The following is an 18,973-nucleotide window of genomic DNA, read 5'->3' as shown; positions in this document are numbered from 1 at the left end:
CGGGCTGCATGAGCTTTGTTAGCGACGCTTGAAAAATATCCCAACTGCGACGGACGAAAAGTAGCCCGCCTCTGAGGAATGGAAAGAGGCCCGCCGACAAGATTGGAAGTGTGATATGTGCGGAAGCCTGAGATCCAGATCGACTAGCTGCCTAGCCAGGTTCAATCGTTCAGGACCATGAGCGCCCAACGGCACTAGGCCCATGATGGTCCTTGATCCTGCCTTTCTCTACCTCTACCGAAAGGGCAGATGCTTCACTCGCTCGGACCTTACCGCTGGCGCGAAAAGGCTACGCCCTCCCCAGCTCCTCCAGGCGTTTGAGAATCCGACCGAGGTATCCGTCCTCGATGAGTTTCTCCACATAAGCGTTGCCCATCAACTCGGCTGCCGTGAGCACCTGGCCCAGCAAGGCACGGGCCTGGTCCGTGGTAAGCTCTTCGGCCGGTATAGTGGCGATGAACCGCGTGACGTTCTTCCCTCCCAACACAGCAGCGGGGTTGTTCACTGCGAAGTCGGCCGCAGCCTGCGCAAACTTGTCGATAAACGACGTCATGGACTCCTCTGAGTAGTTTGTATACTTCAACTCCTCTACCCGCGGGATGAACTTCACCAAGTCCTCGAAGGCGTTGGCTTTCTCCGGCGCAGTTACCTGATCCTGGCCCAATCTTCCACGGAAATCACCCATCCAATCTTGTCGGTGGGCTACTTTTCGACCGTCGCAAGTGGGCTACATTTCGAAGAGCGCGCACACGATGTTTCAGACGATCTTCCAGCAACCCGACGCTAACAACGTACGCCACCATGCCCGGGATGTCGTTGAGTTCTGCCAGCAGAGGTTCCCGCATGTGGCAGATTACCTGGAGGAATCCTTAGGAGATCTGTTGGCGTTTACCCACGGCCCGAAACCCGAAAACAGTGTGGACGAAAATCTAATCACACCACCCCACCGACTGGTTGAACAGAAAGGTACGTCGCCGGTGTCTTGCCCGACCTCGACAACGCCGTCGTGCATTTGCTCAAGGCGCTAAGCGCTGATCAACACGAGTGCAAAGGATCCAACAGAAACGCTACATGCCGCTAACCAGCCGGGAACACACCAAGACGATGACGACAACCACCGTCATTGATGCCGGCGAGTCCACTCAGGAGGTTGCAGGAACCCGCGCCAGCACCGAGCTCGTGACGGTCCCCGACACCGACATCCTGCTTGTTTATGTCGAAAGGCAGATACACCACCACCGTGGACTTGACACCGAGGCACAACCGGCAGGCGCAAACCTGGTCACTGTGCCTTGGGAGGAAACGGCCCCGGTGAGCTCATTTACATGCTCGGCCACGTTGCCATCTACTCAGGGGAAAGGGAAGGGAAGAATATGATGTACGAAGCACAAACTTTCGACGGGCCGGTCAGGGAATACTCCCTGCGAGGAGACTTTCATGCGGCCACCCTTAAGCGCGTAGCAATCAACGAGACGAAACCGTGACCACAAAAAAGCCATTCGCCCTGCTTACAACCTTGGTACTAGCCATTCACGTCACGGCGTGCGACCCTTTGCCTACCGAGCGCCGCGATCTCGCACCAATCGAGATAACCACCACCCGCCCAGATGCGGCAATGCCTTATGGGCCCGGCTTCGAGCACCTAGCCAATAAGGGGCCGGAGACCGTGGCCACGGCGGCCATGGAACATCTCTGCACCTTCACCGCCGCCGAATACGACGCGATGACCGTGCATGAAAGACTGCAAGGAATCACCACACCAAAAGCGTGGAGAGCCGTGACTGCCGACCCCAGCACAATTACTCCCCACATGATCCTGCGGTCGTGGGACACGTGGGACCGAGCAGGCGGAACACAACGCGCAGAGGTCACAATCAGCAACGAGATACACCCCGAAGACTCCGACACGACGTGGCATCGCAAAATGGCATGCACCCGCATCATGGACGGCTTCGATGAGATCTTCATCGACGATTTTGTGGTCATCCTAGAAAAAAATAGGGGTCAGTGGAGAATCGACCACCTCAGTCTGCTGAGCAGCGTGTTTACATAACCCACCAACGCCATAAACCCATGATGAAAACAAGGAGTGAGAAATGAAACCACATGGACGCGACAACCCGCGAGCAGCAGGCAACATTGGATGGGACATCCAGACCATACTGGGGTTTTGCCTGTTGGAAGCTTCATTGCGGTACTCACAGGCATTCAGTTAGGCCAGTGGGTGCAGGCCCGTAGGGGTGAGGCCACCCCGTGTCAAAGAACCCGTTTACGGCGCTCGGCGAGCTCATCGGTAGAAACCGCACCTGGGAAGCATCAGCAACTCAATCACAGTGCTCACCACAACGAGGCTCGCAACGCTCGCGGCCGCAATCGAGGAAGCCATCGAAGACATGCAACTGACTGGTGCCGACCCGGCCGCAATCGTGGCCTACTAAACAGGGGCTAGGGGCGTCGGTGACCTCTCCCAACGAGTTGATAGACGCCTAGGGCGATCAGCTTTCTGCCCCGGAAGCAAACACCATCAAACTCCGCGAATCAACCAACGACGTCATGCTGTAGAAGGCACGTGGGGACCAGCGCTGCGAATACGCGGCCCTTAATACTCGAGGCAACGCATCATTCGAGGGTCTGCGTGTTATCGGGTTGAAAAGACGCGTGAGGCGGAGTCTGTTCGGGGGGAGCTGAAGCGTTCCTATCGTGCTGCGCTTGAAGGCGCTGTGGCGGTGTCTATTGCTCTGGCGCGTGAGAGGGGCTGGAGTCGGAAAGGGTAGACGACACGTGCAGGGTCCACTGCGTGATTTCCTCCCACTGCTGTGGCGTGACGCCGTAATCACTTACTTCATTGTGGTCGAGGCGGGTGATAACACCTAAGGCGTCTCTGAAAGCGGCGACGTGAAATCCAGGGTCGTGATCGTGAGCCAAGCTCACCAGCGCTTCTACTGTGTACCTGCCGGTGGCGACGATATTAAAGAAGTCAATGAAATCTCTAGGGTAAGCCCGATTAAACAACGCGATCGTTTTCGACGCCACCGCATCGTCTTGCGATAGCACTGCACCGAGTGCGGATGGGGTGCCCGTTGCGTTGCTGCGCCAGTCGATCCCTAGATCTACCTCCACCATGTTGTTTTGGTGGGCTTCTGTAACGGTCAGACGAGCAAAACCCGGTGCATTACGCACAGTCTCGACCTTAAAACCAGCTTCCTGCAGCTTATCGACGATGAGCTGGCGTGCGTGCGAGAAGAGGTTCACGTCGAAGTTGTTCGTAAAAAGGTCAACATCCTGGGTGGGACGGTCGCTTAGGCCATGAACTTGAAGCGTTTTTCCACCTGCTAGGACGAAACCATGCGAGCCACCAACTCGAAGCGCGATCTGTGCGATGCGCGTCTGGAGGTCAGAATTATCGATGCGTGACATGATTACGGAGCTCGTCGAAAGATTCTTCCCATGCGTTGCGGATCGTGGTATCAAATGTGGTCGGCCATAGGCGCACAAGATGATCCTTGTTCACAAGGCGCGTCAGTTGCTCCAGAGTCGCCGATCCGAGGATTTCGCGGTAGGCGGAAACAATCGCGGCATCGTTCGAGAGATCGACTGTGTGGTAATCAGAGCGTGCCCACATGATCGAGTGTGGCACTTCCAACACCCCACTAGCAGGCCCCTGCAAGTCATCCAACGAATCAGGGACGTCAAAGGGAGGCCGGAATCTCCGAGGAGGGACAATCGGATTGGTCATGGTGTTTACCTCCTAGCACTGAACGATGAGACTTTGGTGACGATGACCACAGCATAACAGCCAATTCGCGGTGTCTACAGCTCGCGCTCGTCGGAGTGCCGGGGGTGGGTCTTCCGGTATGTCGGGCGCGATGCGCCATGATGTGGGTAAGCGGGTCGTCAAGGTCAACGGCCGGAACCGCCTCGCTAGCTGTACTGGCGTAGCCCGCAGGTTCTGGCTGCATGCCCATGTGTGCGCGGGGGCGTTGCTCAGGCTTGGCCGCTGCGCATGCAGAGAGTCGAGTTGGTTACGTAGCCGCCAGGCGATGACAGCCTCTGCCTCGTCGACGCGGCCGAGATTGAATGGGGTTTGGCAATTTAATCGCGGGGATCGTATACAGCGCCGAGCACGTCGCGCCACACGACCCGCACTTTCATACGACCCTCGTCGGTAACTGGTAGTACGAGGACGGTTTTCCGGCCTCTACCGACTCGTCGTGTGCGTCGTTCGTCCCCACGGAGCGCAACAGGTACTGGCACCCGGGCCTGGCGTGAACGGCGCAAAACGGCATTATAACTCCGCAGTGCAGCCGACCGACTCACCATTCTCATGAAAAGTGCCTACCGTGTGTGGCCGTTTAGGGTTCTGTAGCGAGCTTACGGAGAACCACGTCGCGCTTCTCGGCTCGCTAGCTGCAGTGTGGCCTCGGCCAAAACCTATGAGCAAGAACGGCCATGAAACGCTACAGCGGAGCGTCTCACGCACGCGGCGAATGTGAGTACTCCCAATTACCCAGTGCCGGAAAGAGTTGGCGGTTCACACACCTCCGCGGCCCCGCGTAGGCAGCTAGCTCCAATGACTAGGTCAACGACCGAGACACGGTCGATCGTTCATAAATGCACGCCCTGCAAGAAAAGAAACTGACTCGGAGTAAACAATGTTTACACCGAGACGAGGAGGGGCCCACGAACATTCGTTTTTCCTCCACCCCATGTCCGGGACAAGGTGTAAACAATGTTTACACCGAATCGAAACAACTGCACGCGAGTGCTCGGAGATAGGACACCTCTGCAATGGCAACGAGAAAACAACACGGCTGGGTCGGACGCGGACCCGTAGTCTCTGTGCGTCTGGAACCAGAACTAATCGACCGCCTCGACACGCTCGCTAAACGTACCGGCCGCAGCCGAGGCGCCTACCTACGCATGGCCCTATGGGCCGCGCTTCCCTCCCTCGAGCGCATGCATTGGGAACAAGTCGCCGCCGACTTCGAGGAACTTGCGATCAAAGACGCTTTCGATGAGATCACCCTCGGGCTCATGGAAGACGCACTCAAGAACGATCGGAAAGCCCGCCACGACAACCGCGGGAGCAGTTCCACTCCCTAAGCGCGTCACCGTGCGGCACGAAGCCACAGTCGCGCACCATTTCTTCGATTAAACAACCTTTGACATAGGCGATTCAGCCCATCTCTCCTATTGCAGGTACTTGTATAGTGTGGTTCGCCCGATCCCGAGCCGACGAGCCACCTCCGCCTTAGGTACACCATCCGCCACCCATTGCCGAGCCTGGGAAATCTGAGCATCGGTGAGCACCTTCGTCCGGCCTTTGTAGACTCTCCGCACTTTCGCCCGGGCGATACCCTCTGCCTGGCGCTCTTTAAAAATGGAGCGCTCAAACTCGGCGACACTGCCCATAAGGCCCAGCATCAGTTTGGCGATCGGGTCGGCCTTCGCTGAATTGCTCTGCCCCTCGCGCAGAAACCTCACCGAGACACCGTGCCCCACCAAATCTTCGACAATCGTGTGCAGGTCCACCAGTGAGCGGGCCAGGCGATCCATGCTCGTGACAATGAGCTGATCCCCTTTTCGCAGATACCTCAGCACCTCCTCCAACTGAGGACGGTGCCGCGTCGAACCGCTGATCTTCTCCTTGTAGATTTGCGACGCGCCCGCCGCACGGAGCCGATCAAGTTGCCGGTCCCGGTTCTGTTCTATGGAACTCACCCGGGCGTAGCCGACTTTTTACCCCACAACGACGTCCTGGTGTTCGTCAATCTATAAAGGTAATGACGGTTATGGTCCGTTAGCCGCATTTCAACCCTAGCGACTAGGGGCAGCATGTAATTCACGATTGCCCACTAACGGTGCACGCCCGGGGGCATGACGGTGCGAGATATCCAGCGCCACCTGTCATCCACCCTGGGGGTGGACGTGAGTCCGGATACGATCAGCACCATCACCGACTCCGTATTGGGTGAGGTGATGCTGTGGCGGAATCGGCAACTCGATGAGATCTACCCTGTGGTTGTTCTCGCCGCGCAACCGGTGAAGATCCGCGGCGCTAATCGGGTGGTCAATTAAGCCTGCTACATGGCGGTCGACATCAGATCAAAGGCTCACCTGAGGCTGTGGAAGCGACCTGGCCGAATTTGATGGTGCAGACCTGCATGGTGCACCTGATCCGAGCTGTCAATAGGTGGGTGTCTGGTCAGGAGCGTAAACCTGTCTCTCGCGCACCACGTCAGGTCTATACCGCCGCGAAAGAGGGCACCGCCGCAGCCGCGTCGGACGCTTTCGAAGCCTCTGAACTGGGGCAAAAGTACCTGCAATCGGTGAAGGTCTGGCGCGACGCGTGGGAGCGGTTCGTGCCGTTTCTGCACCTCCCGCCGGCTGCTCGTCGGCTGCTCTACATCACCAACGCGATTGAATCACTCGCTGCCGAACTGTGCAAGGCGACACGCAATCGTGGTCAATTCCCCACGGATGCTGCGGCGTTGGAGACGCTGTGGTTGACGGTCTGTACCTTCGAAGGCAAGCACGCCGCCCGACGTGCGAAGACAGCTAAACGTGTCGTCGACCGCAACGGGTCGTACACCAAGGCGAAAACCTCAGAGTAAAACAAGCCATCAACCAACTTGCAGTGGCCTACCCCAACCGATTCGCCGACCACTTGTAAACTGCGCCCCGCGCACACAAACGGACACTCTCGGCGAGAACCGCAACAATAGAATAAAACCCCGTCTCACCGTGTGAGCCGTCCTTGCGGAACGTTTCATCAAGGTACGCAACGGTGTCAGTGGCGGCGACACGCGCGATGAACTCGTTGTAGACCTCTGCCGCCGGATCACGGCGATACCGTATCGGTTGAGCCCTCACTGGTTCCTGGTTTCCTCCACGCAGCGTGTTGACTGTCCTACTCCGTCAAGTATCATGATCCGCGAGAGCAAGGGCGCCCGATCCGTGGAAGCATAAGCTGAAGCCTGAAAAGGAGCCTGGTTCATGTCTGATGGTCTTCAGTGACGCGGAGGCCAGGTGCTGCGGTCGGCATGGATTGCTTTAGAAAAGTCACCCCCACCGCGTTGTCGGTGGGTTTTCGCGTTTTTAACAGGCTCGTCTTCTTAGTCCTTCGCGGTCAAGCTCAGTGATGGCCTGTGTAGCGTCGTAATCATCGAGAAGCGCCGCGGTCGTGGCACGGGCCCGCTCGCGCAATTCCTCAGCAATTTCGACAGGCAGCTCACCGTCGTATGGGCGGTCATCGGTACCGTTGTCAAGGCGCTATTTGGGCTCCAAAGCTTTAAGCGCCTTGGTGGCCTGTGCTTGCGATTTGCGGCGAGGTTGCTCAATCTCGTGAAGATTGATCGGCCCGTATGAGGAGACGTAGGAGTCGTGCTGCTCGTTGAGGGTCTGGCGCAGGGCATGAATCTCCACAGTGGTGTTGCCATGGCAAGAGGGGAGCAACGCGGATGTAGTGTCACGCAAATCGATCAGGCTTACCCATTGAGCAGCGTACTTTTTGGCGGGAGCCACGGCGACCCACCGGGGCCGCTCGTCGCCATATTGCGGCGCTAGTCACTGGGAATACGTCAGCGAACCGTCGTTGTCGTATGAGTAGCGCACGGTCCCGGCGACGGGTTCCATGCTTTCGCGGGCAGAGGTGACGAGACCTGCCGTAGCGACGGCACCAGTCATAATGGCGTCCGCTATAAGCCCAAAGCCGTTGAAGACGGCATCAGCAGTATCGGCATTGACGACGGTACGCACTTGATCGGCTAGCGACGTAGCAAGGTTCGGAGTAATGGCAGTTTCGGGACCATATCGGCCGGTCTTCACCGTCAGTGCCAACAATCTGATCAGAGTAATTGGCGAAGAATTGGTTGATCCGTACTGTGCCGTCATCAGTGGTGAAACCGGTAGCCGTGAAAATTCTTCGGTGCGCGGTGTGGGTTCCTCTCCATCTTCTCGAACACAGAATACAAGGATGTCGGTAGCGACTTTTGTCCCCGCGTTCGCCGCAAACTCGCCATGATCGCCAGATGGCAAGCGTACCCCCGGGCTGAAGTCGGCGCGGTCAGTCAAAATCGCCCACGACCCAAATCCATCAGTGTTGTCTTTAGCTTCAGCCGTGCCAGTGCTTGTAATGACGGCGACAAATCCCCCTGGTTGGGTCAAGTCGATCGATTTGGCAATAACGTAGGTGTGGAGGATGAGCTTTAGGGGCTGGGTGTGGGAGCGTACGGGGCGCTATTGACGAAGGGGACGTTTCCAATCGTGGCTGTAGACGTGTTGTCAGCAAAGATAGGATCGACGAAGCTTTCAGCGCGGATCTGGGCTGCTGGGTTGAGGAGCGAAGCGATACGCGCCGTAGTCGGATCGAGTTCCACCCCCACGGCATGGGTCCCTGGCGGGGCTGTGGAAATGAATGTACCTTTGCCACAGCCCGGCTCTAGGACACTTCCCCTGGTATAACCGGCGGTACCCAAAGCGTCCCACATGGCGCGGGTGATCTCGTTGTCGGTAAAGAACGCACTAAAAACAGTGGACTCGGCCTGCCGGTAATCTTCGTCGGAAAGCACCTCACGCAGGTACTCACGCTCGGGACGTAGCGCTGGTTGCGGTTATCAAAGACGCCTGCCAGTGCTCCCCAGGATTGCCAGCCGTTGAGCGCCTCGCGCTGCTCGGCGGTCAGGTCGGCACCGGTGGCACCCTCGGGGAGACTGGTCAGAGTTAGAAGGGCACGCAGATTACGCCCGACCGGTGTGGTGGGATCTACTCGAAGTCCGGGATTCGCGTTTTCCAGTACCCGACTGCTTGGCGTATCTGCTGTTCGATCTCCTGGTACTCCGGGTGATTCGGGCTGGCCGGTAGGTCCTTGCCCAGGTACAGACGCCTCTCGAACAATTTCATTGCGATAGTCTGAAAACCCGCTGGTTCGTCCATCCACAAGTCCAGGACTGCGTCCTCGGCCTCCCGGCTGGCTTGAATCGATCCGAAGTCCTTCCACCATCCGTCGGGGTCCTGGAGTGCTTGTAGGTGAGGATTGTCCTCCTCTTCTTCCTCCTCCAGTTGTCGGGCCACGATCTCCTGGGTCATTGGCTCCAGGTACGCGCCCATCACTAAGTCCGTGGCCAGTTGTTTGGCTTGTTGGTTGATCGCGCCCCGCTGAGGTCCGTCCGGCCAATCCCCCGTTTTCTCGTGGTAGCTGTCCTCCGCTTGGCTGACTAGATCGTCGACCGTTTCCTCCCATTCGGTTACCATCTGCTGGTAGAGCGAGTCCACTTGCTCCGGGGTTGCGTTCGGGTCGTAGGCCGTCAATGTCGAGCGGACGTCCGCCTTGTGAATCATTGTTGAGTTCCTGTCCTAATAGGTCGAATAAATTGAGTTGGTTCTCGTCGGGAAATTTGCGGCGACGGTTCCTACTTGCCACGACTGCTTCCATCGTGTCCGGCGATAGCTGATTTTTGAATCAATCGTAGGCAACGGATAGGTGCGAGGTTTTCAAACGGGCTGCCCTACAGGCGACAGTCTATCTTTCCATGGCTGTAGATTTGGCTAGCCGTATCTACAGCGTAGCGCGGTCTTGGGTCTAAGTGGATACTAGATCGGTGATGATGTCGGTCATGGTGCGGTCTTCTGCGGCGCGCATACGCAGGCGTTGGTGAAGATTCGCATGCATCACGATTGTGAGCTTTCTCGTGTTCGCGGGGGTGCTGGCGCACTGAGCGATTATTTAGCGCTCGTGGGGCGAGAAATCACTAGGCAACGTTACCCTGCAGGATTCGACGTTCAACCGATTCGTACCCATGCGGGCTGCCCTGCGGCGTATGGCCGTACCAGTGCCGAGTTTCTTCGTGGCGGGGGATAGCGCCCCGGAAGCTCTGAATGTAGTCACCCTCAAGGGCTTCAATAAGGGCGGACGTCGATTTCGTGTTCAGAAGAATACTGGCGAGCAAAATGATGGCTTTATCCTTGCCCGCAATGTCAACGGTTTCCCACACACGCTCGATTTCGATGCCTGACGGCTAGACGGGAACGATCACGATATCGGCCGCTGAAATGGCCGCATCAATGATTCCTGGATCGCTGGGCGGACAGTCGACAATGGTGTAGTTAGTCGTTTCACGCAGATTCTTCATCGTTTGGATGTTTCTAAGAAGAACTGGGAAAGGCAGCGTCACCCCAACCTCAGCAGCCAGATGTGGCCATTTGGTTGCCGACCCCTGCGGGTCAAGGTCAACAACGGTGATGCTGTGGCCAGCTCGCTCGAAAGCCGTGGCTAGCAGCGTGGCCGTCGTGGTTTTGTCTGTTTCGCCTTTGAGGTTCGAAATTGCGATGGTGGTCGTCAGTTTTCCGTTTGGGCGATTACCTGTCTGAGTGCGGATACCTCTAAAGATAGACCGAATAGGGCTTCCAGCCCTACATGGTGCGGCAATACGGAAGTACGCGGATCTGGTAAGCCGTAAAGCTGTGCACCTGGCACGCCGGAAGTGCGGCACCACGAATAGCCGTAACACTGTAAATGCGTGAGCCTGAAAAGGGCCAGGTGCATTTAGTTTCCAGCGCTGCCTACCTGGGTATCCAAACCGTTGTGCGTCCTGGCTGCCGCGTCCCCTCCCTTTTCGCGCAGGACTTCTCATCGATGGTGCCGACTACCCAGGTGGCCGATAGTGCCGGCGATGTTTCAGACGATCTTCCGGCAACCCGGCGCCGAAAGCGTCCGCCTCTAAGGCCCGAGGCGTCGTCGAGATATGCTGGCAGTAGGTCACGCACGTGTACCTACGCCTGGTAAGCGGCGTGGATGAAGGTGTGCTCACTCCATCCCACCGAAAGGCCCGACCGGGATCTTGCCCGACCGTGGCATCTCCGCCGAGCAGCATGACGGGTGGATCTAGCCAAAAAATCTACATCTCACTGTCGAGCCTGGAGCAGACGAAGATGATGATGGCGGCCAAGGGCATCAAGGCCAGCACACCGGTACAGGCAACGAACCTGTCAGACTTCCCGCTCAATCGGAGGGACAGATACATCACTTTCCAGGCTTGGCCTAAAACAAAAAGCGTTGCCGTTTGGCTCAATGTCGGCAGCGAGCAGCGGCACCCCCACGGTGAAGATTGCCAAAGCCGCGTGGATTTTTTGGGAGCGGAATAATTTTCAGCGCGGTGTATTTTTGCGATATGTTCTTGCCTCTCTCCCCCTCGTTGTGATCGCGCTGAATGGGCTGCTCTAAGCCATTTTATGGCCGAGATCAAAGGTGTGGCTGGCTAGGCTAGAGGGTGCATAGTGGCGCGTAGTCTTGGCGCCCGCCCGCCATTGGTTGGGTGAGAAATGCGCAGGACCACCAGCCTCGGTTTTCCACCACGCTGCGTATCTGCGACCACTGCTGTGCAGAAAGGTTCGGGGTGCGTGAGAGCACGAATCCGGACAGGCGGTTTGGGGAGCCGACAACGGCGAGGGAGTAGTCGTTTGCAAGGTAGGTCACTCGGTAGTTCGTCGGACCGTTCGGATCTTGGAAGGGAACGCCTGGGAAGTTTACGCGCAGGGAGGCGTCGGAACGCACGGTGGCTGTACCTTCGATTTGCGAACGTCCGCCGTTTACCGAGCCGCACGAGTTCACCACGGAGATGGTCGTCGGGTTGATTACTGCGTATTCGGCGGTGGTGTCGCGCACGCACTGGAGCGTGTATGGCTGTGGCACTGCCGCCACCTGGTACCACGTGCCGGCGTAGCGGTTTAGGTCTACTGCTTTGCCGTCCTCGCGCAATTGACCTCCGGGGGTTGGGAAGTTGGGCGCGATGAGTTGGGAGGATCCGCCGGCGACTCGGCCGCCGTCGAAGATGTCTTGGGCGTCGGCGGTGGGAGCTGTGGTGATGCCGATGGCGAGGGTCGTCAAAAGGGCGAGGATGCGGCGCATGGTGGCGGGTCCTGTCTGGTCGGGGCCTTGCGGGGATCGCAGAAGCATGTGGTGACGAGTTTAGGTGGGCGCGGATACACAGATTAGCCATACGGGCTTACTCTGATGCGTCTCGTTGTTGTCTGTACGCTCGTATGCACACCGAATTCTAGGAGGTAATCTATGTTTACTCGCTCCCGAGATGATGTTCCTGCCGTCGAGTGGGGAGGTGGCACTAGCGAGCGCTTGATCACAGCGAAGGACAACATGGGCTTCGCCGTTGCTCATACTGTTGTGCGTGCTGGCACCGAGTCTCGCCTGCAGTACCGTAACCACCTCGAAGCTTGCTATTGCATTGGCGGCTCCGGCGAGGTTGAGGATACCGACGGCACCGTCTACCCGATCACGCCTGGCACCATTTACGTTCTTGATGAGCACGACCCGCATATTCTTCGCGGCGGCAAAGACGAGGATCTGATTCTGGTGAGTATCTTCAACCCGGCGATCACGGGCGAGGAAAAGCACACCCTCAGTGAGGACGGCTTCAGTTCGTATTAGTTCGACTCTGCATGAGGCGGGAAAGGGCTCCGGCAACCAGTCCGATGGGACAGCCGGGGCCTTTTGCTGATTGTCGTGGGGGGCAGGTTGTTTAGAGTAGGCCGTAGAGCGTGATTCCGCCGAGCGCTAAGGTGATGAGGAAAACCGCCCCGCCCAGGATGTTGGCAACCAGGCCGTTGGCGTGTTCGCCGAGGACGCGTTTGTTATTCATCGTGATTAGGAGGAAGAACGCGATGATTGGCAGGAGGAGGCCATTTGCTGCTTGGGCCAGGATGATGATTTCGATAGGGTTCGCTCCGGTGATGGCGATGATCGCACCGACGACAACTACCGTCAAAAAGATCGCACGGAACTTGGGGTCTTTGAGGTCGGAGGACCAGCCCAGCAAGCCGGTGATGGCGTAGGCGGCCCCCAGCGGGCCTGCGATTGCCGACGTCAACCCGGCCGCAAACAGGCCAATCGCCAGCGCCCACGGCGCGAACTGGCCGAGCGTGGGACGCAGCGGTTCAGCCAGATCAGCCGCCGATTCCGCTTCGAGGCCCTGGGTGAACATGACCGCCGCGGCGGTGGACAAGATGGCCAAGGTGATCAGGCCGCCGACGGTGATCGAGACTGCGTTGTCCACACGGCCTTTCTTCAGCGCTAGATCTGGTTCTTCGTCTCCCCATTTTTCGCGCACCAAGTTGGAGTGCAGGAAAATGTTGTAAGGCACCACGGTGGTGCCGATGAGCGCGATCGCTTTGAGTGCTGCCCCGTCAGGGATGGAGGGCATGAAGGTGCCGCGCAGCAGTTCAGCGAAGTCAGGCTTCACTGCCACGACTGTCACGAGGAAGACTGCAGCAAGTAGCATCACCAGCACGGTCATGACTTTTTCTAGAACTTTGTAGCTGCCGCTGAGCAGCAGCAAAATGATCACCGCCGCGATTATGCCTGCGAGTGCTGGCACGGGCAGGCCCGTCACCGCGCTGAGGGCGAGGGCGGTTCCGGTGGTGTCGCCACCGGCGTAGGCGGCACCACCTATGCCGATGGCTGCGATGACCAGGGCGGTCATGGCTACTTTGGCAACCGGGTTCTCGAAGGTTTTGCGCAACGCCTCGCCCGTGCTCAACCGAGCTGTCAGTCCTAGCCTCACCGACATCTCCTGCAAGATGATCGTTGCGACGATGGAAAACACCACAGCCCACGTCAGTGCGAAGCCGAAGCTTGCGCCTGTTGCCGTGGCGGTGGTGACAGTGCCGGGGCCGATAAATGAGGCGCTGATCAGCAGCCCGGGCCCGATCCAGCCGGATTTCCGCGGTCCTTGCCCTGCCGTTTCAGATGTGTTCTTAGGCATTGAATACCTCCCTTGTGGTTGAGGTCACATTAGGGTTATCGTAGGGCAACGCTGGTTGTTGGCGGCCTGCAGGGTCATAGTTTGCTAGAGAACCGTGTCCCTGCCGCAGAGCCCTTGGCGCTCCATCTTTGTCCGCAACTGTTCCACGATGGGGGCGAAGGTAGCACCGAGGCTCATGCCGCCGATGACGTGGCGCTCTAGGGTGAAGTCCTCGTCCGCCAGGTTAGAAAAGGAGGCGGCGGCCATCAGGAGTGCCTGCAGGGCGGATAAGGTGTGGGAGGGTATGGTCGGCATGACGGCGCTTCTCGCGGCGCTTCTTCCCTGATGGATCTTGGGCGATCAACCTCGGGGATGGTGTGGCGAAGATGAGCCAAAAAACTATCGGTATCCTGACGTTGATAGGTGGTTTTTGCGGACGTGACGGTGCGGGGTCGATGACGTCGTTGCTGGAACTGTTGGCGCCGCCGGCTGGTTTCTGCACTCTTTGAGACTGAAGAAAGGTACTGAGGCTTAAAAAGATGGCACATGTTGGCAAGGCGATAGCCGAGTCGCTTGAAGCGCACGGAGTGTCCCGCACCTTTATCATCCCAGGTGAGAGTTTCCTTCCTGTGTTGGACGGGATTTACGATTCGTCCATCCATATTGTTGTTTGCCGTCAGGAAGGCGGCGCTGGTTACATGGCGGAGGCTCACGCTAAGGCAACGGGTGAGCCTGGGGTGGTTATGGTCACGCGGGGCCCGGGCGCGGCCAACGCCTTTGTGGCGGTGCACACGGCGTGGCAAGACGCGACTCCGCTTGTGCTGTTTATCGGCTTGATCCCCCTTAAGGATCGTGACCGGGAGTCTTTCCAGGAGTTTGACCCGAAGGCGTGGTTCGGTACCCAAGCGAAGCAGGTTTTTGTCATTGATGACCCGGCCTCGGCCTCGCGCGTTGTTGCTGATGCTTTCTTCTTGGCTCGTTCAGGTCGGCCGGGCCCGGTGATTGTTGGGTTGCCGGAGGATATCCTTTATAAGGAGTTTTCGGGGATTTCCTACCCGCCTGTGCCGGTGTCGGAGGGTGCGGTTTCGGCTGCTCAGCTTGCGCGAGTGCGGGAGAGGCTGGCTGCGGCGAAGCGCCCCGTTATTTTTGCGGGCGGTCCGGGTTGGGATGCGCAGGCCAGTGAGGCGCTGGCAGCGTTTGCTACGAAGAACCGTATTCCGGTGGTGCATAATTTCCGCACGAGTGATCGTATTCCGTATAGTTCGCCGGCGAATGCGGGGTGGTTGGGTGTTGGCCGCAGCGATGCGACCGCTGAGCTTGTCGATAATGCTGATGTGGTCATTCAGTTGGGCAATTTGCTTACCGACGCCCCTTCCGACGGTTTCACTCTCCGGCAGGGAACCGACCAGGTCAACATTGCTGTGACTATGGATACTGAGTTGCGTGGCAAGTCGGGCGTGATTACGGAGCATATTGTGGCCACTCCGAGGCAGTTCATCGCGGAGTTGACAAGCTCGGGGGATCTTGAGGGTGCGAACGCGCGCCAGGAGTTTTTTGACCGCGCTCATGTCGAGCACTTGGACTACGGGGAGGTGATTGGGAAGCCGTGGCGTCCGACTCCGGAAAATACCGTCCACCTTGAGGAGGTATTTGCCCAGTTGCATAAGCAGGTGGGCGAGGATGGGGTGTTTACCTATGGTGCTGGCAACCACTGCATGTGGGTGCAGCGTTATGTGCGTACGGAGCGCTACCCCTCCTTGTTGGGTGTTGGTAATGGTTCGATGGGCTACAGCATTCCGGCGGCGACGGCCGCCGCGTTGGAGTTTCCGGATCGCACCGTGGTCACTATCGCCGGCGACGGCGAATACTTGATGAATGGGCAGGAGTTGGCCACCGCGGTGCAGGAGGGCGTGGCTTTCCTTGTTGTTACGGTGTCTAACGGGCAGTACGCCACCATTAGGGACCATCAGGAAAGTCACTTCCCTGGCCGCATTAGCGGCACTCAGATGGACAATCCGGACTTCGCTGAGGTGGCGAGGAGCTTCGGTGCCTACGGTGAGCTTGTCACCGAGGATTCCCAGGTTGCAGGTGCGATCGAGCGGGCTCTGCGGGTTGTTCGAAAGGACAAGGTTCCGGCGTTGGTCAACGTGATCATTGACCAAGACCTCAGCGCCCCGAGCTAGCAGTAGCCAGCTCTCCTAAAGGGGGGTGCGCAGCACTCGGGCGCTCGCGGCGAAGAAAGCTCGCGCGTCGTACTTGGGTGATTCGACGAGGGACGTCCCGGATCCTGGTGCGATTGTGGTGACGGGGCTGCTTGGCGGTGAGGACAAGGTGGATGACTTCCGCTAGGGGCGCGGCGAAAAAGCCACCCATTACACTGTTTAAGCATGACTCACGCGACCGAGGGGCCGGCCTTCCGCTACACCGCGGCAATCGCTGGCGAGATCGAAAAGAAGTGGCAGCGCTACTGGGTGGACAACGGCACCTTCAACGCGCCGAACCCAGTGGGAGAGCTCGCGACGAGCGAGACGCTTCCCGCGGACAAGCTCAATGTCCAGGACATGTTCCCCTACCCCTCGGGCGCGGGCCTTCACGTCGGCCACCCGCTGGGCTATATCGCCACTGATGTCTACGCCCGCTATAACCGCATGTTGGGCAAAAATGTGCTGCACACCCTCGGCTATGATGCCTTCGGCCTGCCCGCCGAGCAGTACGCGATCCAGACCGGAACCCACCCGCGCACGACAACTGAGGCAAACATTGCCAACATGACCCGTCAGCTTGACGCGCTGGGTTTGGGCCATGACCGGCGCCGTGCGGTGGCCACCACCGACCCGGAGTTCTACCGCTGGACACAGTGGATTTTCCTGCAGATCTACAACGCCTGGTTCGACGCTGATTTAAACAAGGCCCGCCCGATCGAGGATTTGGTGCGCGAGTTGATGACCGGGGCGCGACTGACTAAGGACGGGCGCACCTTCTCGTCGTTAAGCACCCCGGAAAAACACAAGGCGATAGATGAGTTTCGCTTGGTGTATCTATCGGAGTCGATGGTGAACTGGTGTCCGGGGTTGGGCACGGTGCTGGCCAACGAGGAAGTCACAGCCGATGGCCGCTCGGAGCGCGGCAACTTCCCGGTCTTTCGTAAGCGTCTGCGCCAGTGGATGATGCGTATCACCGCGTATTCGGACAGGCTTCTCGACGACCTCGACCTGCTCGACTGGCCCGAGAAGGTCAAGTCCATGCAGCGCAATTGGATTGGTCGCTCCCGCGGCGCCGAAGTCTCTTTCGCCTCCGCCGCAGGTCCGATCACGGTATTTACCACCCGGCCGGACACCCTTTTCGGCGCCTCCTACGTGGTGCTCGCACCGGAGCACGAGCTCGTCGGCGCCCTGACGGCGGATGCTTATCCGGAGGATGTGGATAAGCGGTGGACTTTCGGCGCTGATAACCCGCATGAAGCCGTGGCCGCCTACAAGCGCGTGATCGCCGCGAAGTCCGACGTGGAGCGCCAGGAGAACAAGGAAAAGACCGGTGTCTTTCTCGGCTCCTACGCGACGAACCCGGTCAGTGGCGAAGAAGTTCCGATTTTCATCGCGGACTATGTGCTTACCGGCTACGGCACCGGGGCGATCATGGCCGTGCCGGGCCACGACGAGCGCGACTTTGAGTTTGCCACCGTGTTTGGCCTGCCCATTGTGGCTGTGCTTGAGGGCGGCGACGTTTCCGAGGCCGCATTTGCCGGCGATGGGACGCACATCAACTCCGCCAACGGCGAAGGGCTGGACATCAACGGCCTGGGCACTGAGGAAGCGATCGCGGCCACCATTGCCTGGCTGGAGGACAAGCAGGCTGGGCAGGAGAAGATTCAGTACAAGCTGCGGGACTGGCTGTTTGCTCGCCAGCGTTATTGGGGCGAGCCTTTCCCCATTGTCTACGACGAAAACGGCCAGGCCCACGGCCTGCCGGAGGAGTTGCTGCCGGTTGAGCTGCCGGAGGTTGAGGACTACAAGCCGGTGTCTTTCGACCCTGATGACGCGGACTCTGAGCCCTCCCCGCCGCTGGCGAAGGCCACCGACTGGGTTGAGGTGGAGCTGGATCTGGGAGAGGGCACCAAGACCTATTACCGTGACACGAACGTGATGCCGCAGTGGGCAGGTTCTTCCTGGTATCAGCTGCGCTATATTGACCCGACGAACAGCGAGGAGTTCTGCAACATCGACAACGAGCGCTACTGGTCGGGTCCGCAGGACGGAAACGACCCGGGCGGCGTGGACCTCTACGTCGGTGGTGTGGAGCACGCGGTGCTGCACCTGCTCTACGCGCGGTTTTGGCACAAGGTGCTTTTCGATCTCGGTTTCGTCACCTCGCGCGAGCCCTACCGTCACCTGTTTAACCAGGGCTACATTCAGGCCTGGGCTTACACGGATTCGCGTGGTGTTTACGTCCCGGCCGCGGAGGTGGAGGAAAAGGACGGCGAGTTCTTCTATCAGGGCGAAAAGGTCCACCGGGAGTACGGCAAGATGGGCAAGTCCCTGAAGAACTCGGTCTCCCCAGATGAGGTTGTTGAGGAGTTCGGCGCGGACACCCTGCGCGTCTACGAGATGGCGATGGGCCCGCTGGACACGTCGCGCGCCTGGGCGACGAAGGATGTGGTGGGTGCGCACCGGTTCCTGCAGCGCTTGTGGCGTCTGGTCGTTGATGAGGAAACGGGCCAGACGCACGTTGGGGGCGGGGAGTTAAGTGATAACGACGCGAAGCAGCTACACCGCACGATCGCGGGTGTGCGTGAGGATTACGCGAACCTGCGCGATAACACGGTGGTGGCAAAACTCATCGAGTACGTCAACTACCTGACCAAGACCTACCCGCAGACCGCGCCGCGCGCGGCGGTCGAGCCGCTGGTGCAGATGGTTTCCCCGCTCGCCCCGCACATCGCGGAGGAGCTGTGGGAAAAGCTCGGTCACGATTTAACGCTGACGTTCGAGCCTTTCCCCACCTTCGATGAGGCGTTGCTTGTCGACGACACCGTGGAGCTCCCCGTCCAGATCAACGGCAAAGTCCGGGCGCGCCTTGACGTGCCGACGGACGCGGGCAAGGAGGACGTCGAAAAGCTAGTCCTTGCCGACGCCCGCGTCACCGAGTTAACTGAAGGCAAAAACGTGGTCAAGGTCATCGTCGTACCTGGTCGTATGGTCAATCTTGTGCTGAAGTAGATA

The 18,973-nt window shown here is 58.7% G+C and carries 21 protein-coding genes and 3 pseudogenes; 11 read left to right on the top strand and 13 right to left on the bottom strand.

Annotation, left to right across the window (positions count from 1 at the left end; genetic code table 11):
• Positions 1-289: 289 nt before the first annotated feature.
• On the bottom strand, positions 290-685 hold the full coding sequence (locus tag VLL26_RS08670; RefSeq protein WP_342318695.1) for a hypothetical protein: 396 nt from the start codon (positions 683-685) through the stop codon (positions 290-292).
• 67 nt (positions 686-752) lie between these two features.
• Here VLL26_RS08670 and VLL26_RS08665 point away from each other — a divergent pair, with 67 nt between their 5' ends.
• The 3 genes from VLL26_RS08665 (at position 753) to VLL26_RS08655 (ending at position 2,053) form a co-directional block, all read left to right on the top strand.
• On the top strand, positions 753-1,028 hold the full coding sequence (locus VLL26_RS08665; protein ID WP_342318694.1) for a transposase: 276 nt from the start codon (positions 753-755) through the stop codon (positions 1,026-1,028).
• Positions 1,029-1,071: 43 nt separating this feature from the next.
• Positions 1,072-1,377: a hypothetical protein gene (locus VLL26_RS08660; protein ID WP_342318693.1), complete on the top strand. Its 306-nt coding sequence runs from the start codon at positions 1,072-1,074 to the stop codon at positions 1,375-1,377.
• A gap of 103 nt (positions 1,378-1,480) precedes the next feature.
• Positions 1,481-2,053, top strand: coding sequence for a hypothetical protein (locus VLL26_RS08655; RefSeq protein WP_342318692.1), 573 nt, complete (start codon positions 1,481-1,483; stop codon positions 2,051-2,053).
• A gap of 677 nt (positions 2,054-2,730) precedes the next feature.
• Here VLL26_RS08655 and VLL26_RS08650 read toward each other — a convergent pair.
• Both VLL26_RS08650 and VLL26_RS08645 read right to left on the bottom strand, forming a co-directional pair.
• Entirely contained in the window at positions 2,731-3,417 is a 687-nt protein-coding gene (locus VLL26_RS08650) for a nucleotidyl transferase AbiEii/AbiGii toxin family protein (RefSeq protein WP_342318691.1), read from the bottom strand.
• Positions 3,401-3,736, bottom strand: coding sequence for a hypothetical protein (locus VLL26_RS08645; RefSeq protein ID WP_342318690.1), 336 nt, complete (start codon positions 3,734-3,736; stop codon positions 3,401-3,403). Before VLL26_RS08645 ends, VLL26_RS08650 begins: the two co-directional genes overlap by 17 nt.
• Before the next feature lie 1,052 nt (positions 3,737-4,788).
• On the opposite strand from VLL26_RS08645, the gene VLL26_RS08640 reads away from it, so the two are divergent.
• The gene (locus tag VLL26_RS08640; RefSeq protein WP_342318689.1) at positions 4,789-5,103 is read left to right on the top strand and encodes a ribbon-helix-helix domain-containing protein; all 315 of its coding nucleotides are present in this window, start codon (positions 4,789-4,791) and stop codon (positions 5,101-5,103) included.
• Between the two features lie 87 nt (positions 5,104-5,190).
• Here VLL26_RS08640 and VLL26_RS08635 read toward each other — a convergent pair whose 3' ends face one another.
• On the bottom strand, positions 5,191-5,310 hold the full coding sequence (locus VLL26_RS08635) for a helix-turn-helix domain-containing protein (RefSeq protein ID WP_342320188.1): 120 nt from the start codon (positions 5,308-5,310) through the stop codon (positions 5,191-5,193).
• 39 nt (positions 5,311-5,349) lie between these two features.
• Positions 5,350-5,724 (bottom strand): annotated as a pseudogene (locus VLL26_RS08630) (recombinase family protein); the annotation flags it as partial.
• Positions 5,725-5,871: 147 nt separating this feature from the next.
• Here VLL26_RS08630 and VLL26_RS08625 point away from each other — a divergent pair.
• Positions 5,872-6,673 (top strand): annotated as a pseudogene (locus VLL26_RS08625) (transposase); the annotation flags it as partial.
• Between the two features lie 599 nt (positions 6,674-7,272).
• Here the strand turns inward: VLL26_RS08625 and VLL26_RS08620 are convergent.
• From VLL26_RS08620 to VLL26_RS08605, 4 genes are all read right to left on the bottom strand, one after another.
• Positions 7,273-7,476: a hypothetical protein gene (locus VLL26_RS08620; protein ID WP_342318688.1), complete on the bottom strand. Its 204-nt coding sequence runs from the start codon at positions 7,474-7,476 to the stop codon at positions 7,273-7,275.
• Positions 7,477-7,566: 90 nt separating this feature from the next.
• Complete coding sequence (locus tag VLL26_RS08615; RefSeq protein ID WP_342318687.1) at positions 7,567-7,842, bottom strand: hypothetical protein; 276 nt, start codon at positions 7,840-7,842, stop codon at positions 7,567-7,569.
• 365 nt (positions 7,843-8,207) lie between these two features.
• On the bottom strand, positions 8,208-8,570 hold the full coding sequence (locus VLL26_RS08610; RefSeq protein ID WP_342318686.1) for a hypothetical protein: 363 nt from the start codon (positions 8,568-8,570) through the stop codon (positions 8,208-8,210).
• A gap of 193 nt (positions 8,571-8,763) precedes the next feature.
• Positions 8,764-9,339 carry a hypothetical protein gene (locus VLL26_RS08605; RefSeq protein ID WP_342318685.1) on the bottom strand — a complete coding sequence of 192 codons (576 nt, stop codon included), beginning with the start codon at positions 9,337-9,339 and terminating at the stop codon, positions 8,764-8,766.
• Positions 9,340-9,818: 479 nt separating this feature from the next.
• Here VLL26_RS08605 and VLL26_RS08600 point away from each other — a divergent pair, with 479 nt between their 5' ends.
• Positions 9,819-10,013 carry a hypothetical protein gene (locus VLL26_RS08600; RefSeq protein ID WP_342318684.1) on the top strand — a complete coding sequence of 65 codons (195 nt, stop codon included), beginning with the start codon at positions 9,819-9,821 and terminating at the stop codon, positions 10,011-10,013.
• Between the two features lie 189 nt (positions 10,014-10,202).
• Here VLL26_RS08600 and VLL26_RS11145 read toward each other — a convergent pair.
• Positions 10,203-10,631: pseudogene (locus VLL26_RS11145) on the bottom strand (AAA family ATPase); the annotation flags it as partial.
• A 238-nt stretch (positions 10,632-10,869) separates the two neighbouring features.
• Here VLL26_RS11145 and VLL26_RS08595 point away from each other — a divergent pair.
• Positions 10,870-11,142: a hypothetical protein gene (locus tag VLL26_RS08595; RefSeq protein ID WP_342318683.1), complete on the top strand. Its 273-nt coding sequence runs from the start codon at positions 10,870-10,872 to the stop codon at positions 11,140-11,142.
• A gap of 118 nt (positions 11,143-11,260) precedes the next feature.
• On the opposite strand, the gene VLL26_RS08590 is transcribed toward VLL26_RS08595, so the two are convergent.
• Positions 11,261-11,905 (bottom strand): lipocalin family protein, encoded by a 645-nt coding sequence (locus tag VLL26_RS08590; protein WP_342320187.1) that lies wholly within the window; start codon positions 11,903-11,905, stop codon positions 11,261-11,263.
• A gap of 162 nt (positions 11,906-12,067) precedes the next feature.
• Here VLL26_RS08590 and VLL26_RS08585 point away from each other — a divergent pair, with 162 nt between their 5' ends.
• On the top strand, positions 12,068-12,442 hold the full coding sequence (locus tag VLL26_RS08585) for an ectoine synthase (RefSeq protein WP_342318682.1): 375 nt from the start codon (positions 12,068-12,070) through the stop codon (positions 12,440-12,442).
• Positions 12,443-12,533: 91 nt separating this feature from the next.
• Here the strand turns inward: VLL26_RS08585 and VLL26_RS08580 are convergent, their stop codons facing one another.
• Both VLL26_RS08580 and VLL26_RS08575 read right to left on the bottom strand, forming a co-directional pair.
• Positions 12,534-13,775, bottom strand: a complete 1,242-nt coding sequence (locus tag VLL26_RS08580; RefSeq protein WP_342318681.1) for an Nramp family divalent metal transporter — start codon at positions 13,773-13,775, stop codon at positions 12,534-12,536.
• Positions 13,776-13,859: 84 nt separating this feature from the next.
• A complete protein-coding gene (locus VLL26_RS08575; RefSeq protein WP_342320216.1) occupies positions 13,860-14,069 on the bottom strand; it encodes a hypothetical protein in 210 nt (69 codons plus the stop codon).
• A 224-nt stretch (positions 14,070-14,293) separates the two neighbouring features.
• Here VLL26_RS08575 and VLL26_RS08570 point away from each other — a divergent pair, with 224 nt between their 5' ends.
• Genes VLL26_RS08570 through leuS form a run of 3 tightly spaced genes read left to right on the top strand, consistent with a single transcriptional unit; the run spans position 14,294 to position 18,970 of the window.
• Entirely contained in the window at positions 14,294-15,937 is a 1,644-nt protein-coding gene (locus VLL26_RS08570) for a thiamine pyrophosphate-dependent enzyme (protein WP_342318680.1), read from the top strand.
• A gap of 25 nt (positions 15,938-15,962) precedes the next feature.
• On the top strand, positions 15,963-16,103 hold the full coding sequence (locus VLL26_RS08565; RefSeq protein WP_342318679.1) for a DAK2 domain-containing protein: 141 nt from the start codon (positions 15,963-15,965) through the stop codon (positions 16,101-16,103).
• Positions 16,104-16,141: 38 nt separating this feature from the next.
• On the top strand, positions 16,142-18,970 hold the full coding sequence (leuS, locus tag VLL26_RS08560) for a leucine--tRNA ligase (protein WP_342318678.1): 2,829 nt from the start codon (positions 16,142-16,144) through the stop codon (positions 18,968-18,970).
• Positions 18,971-18,973: the final 3 nt, after the last annotated feature.

This window comes from Corynebacterium sp. BD556 (assembly GCF_038452275.1).
Classification (GTDB): domain Bacteria; phylum Actinomycetota; class Actinomycetes; order Mycobacteriales; family Mycobacteriaceae; genus Corynebacterium; species Corynebacterium mayonis.
Note: the sequence above shows the minus strand (reverse complement) of the source record. Positions and strands in the feature narration are given on the sequence as shown.

Excerpts from the sequence above, each read along its gene's own strand:
- VLL26_RS08670 (WP_342318695.1), bottom strand. The coding sequence starts at position 685 with ATGGGTGATTTCCGTGGAAGATTGGGCCAGGATCAGGTAACTGCGCCG.
- VLL26_RS08665 (WP_342318694.1), top strand. The coding sequence starts at position 753 with ATGTTTCAGACGATCTTCCAGCAACCCGACGCTAACAACGTACGCCAC.
- VLL26_RS08660 (WP_342318693.1), top strand. The coding sequence starts at position 1,072 with ATGCCGCTAACCAGCCGGGAACACACCAAGACGATGACGACAACCACC.
- VLL26_RS08650 (WP_342318691.1), bottom strand. The coding sequence starts at position 3,417 with ATGTCACGCATCGATAATTCTGACCTCCAGACGCGCATCGCACAGATC.
- VLL26_RS08645 (WP_342318690.1), bottom strand. The coding sequence starts at position 3,736 with ATGACCAATCCGATTGTCCCTCCTCGGAGATTCCGGCCTCCCTTTGAC.
- VLL26_RS08640 (WP_342318689.1), top strand. The coding sequence starts at position 4,789 with ATGGCAACGAGAAAACAACACGGCTGGGTCGGACGCGGACCCGTAGTC.
- VLL26_RS08605 (WP_342318685.1), bottom strand. The coding sequence starts at position 9,339 with ATGATTCACAAGGCGGACGTCCGCTCGACATTGACGGCCTACGACCCG.
- VLL26_RS08600 (WP_342318684.1), top strand. The coding sequence starts at position 9,819 with ATGGCCGTACCAGTGCCGAGTTTCTTCGTGGCGGGGGATAGCGCCCCG.
- VLL26_RS08595 (WP_342318683.1), top strand. The coding sequence starts at position 10,870 with ATGACGGGTGGATCTAGCCAAAAAATCTACATCTCACTGTCGAGCCTG.
- VLL26_RS08590 (WP_342320187.1), bottom strand. The coding sequence starts at position 11,905 with ATGCGCCGCATCCTCGCCCTTTTGACGACCCTCGCCATCGGCATCACC.
- VLL26_RS08585 (WP_342318682.1), top strand. The coding sequence starts at position 12,068 with ATGTTTACTCGCTCCCGAGATGATGTTCCTGCCGTCGAGTGGGGAGGT.
- VLL26_RS08580 (WP_342318681.1), bottom strand. The coding sequence starts at position 13,775 with ATGCCTAAGAACACATCTGAAACGGCAGGGCAAGGACCGCGGAAATCC.
- VLL26_RS08575 (WP_342320216.1), bottom strand. The coding sequence starts at position 14,069 with ATGCCGACCATACCCTCCCACACCTTATCCGCCCTGCAGGCACTCCTG.
- VLL26_RS08570 (WP_342318680.1), top strand. The coding sequence starts at position 14,294 with ATGGCACATGTTGGCAAGGCGATAGCCGAGTCGCTTGAAGCGCACGGA.
- leuS (WP_342318678.1), top strand. The coding sequence starts at position 16,142 with ATGACTCACGCGACCGAGGGGCCGGCCTTCCGCTACACCGCGGCAATC.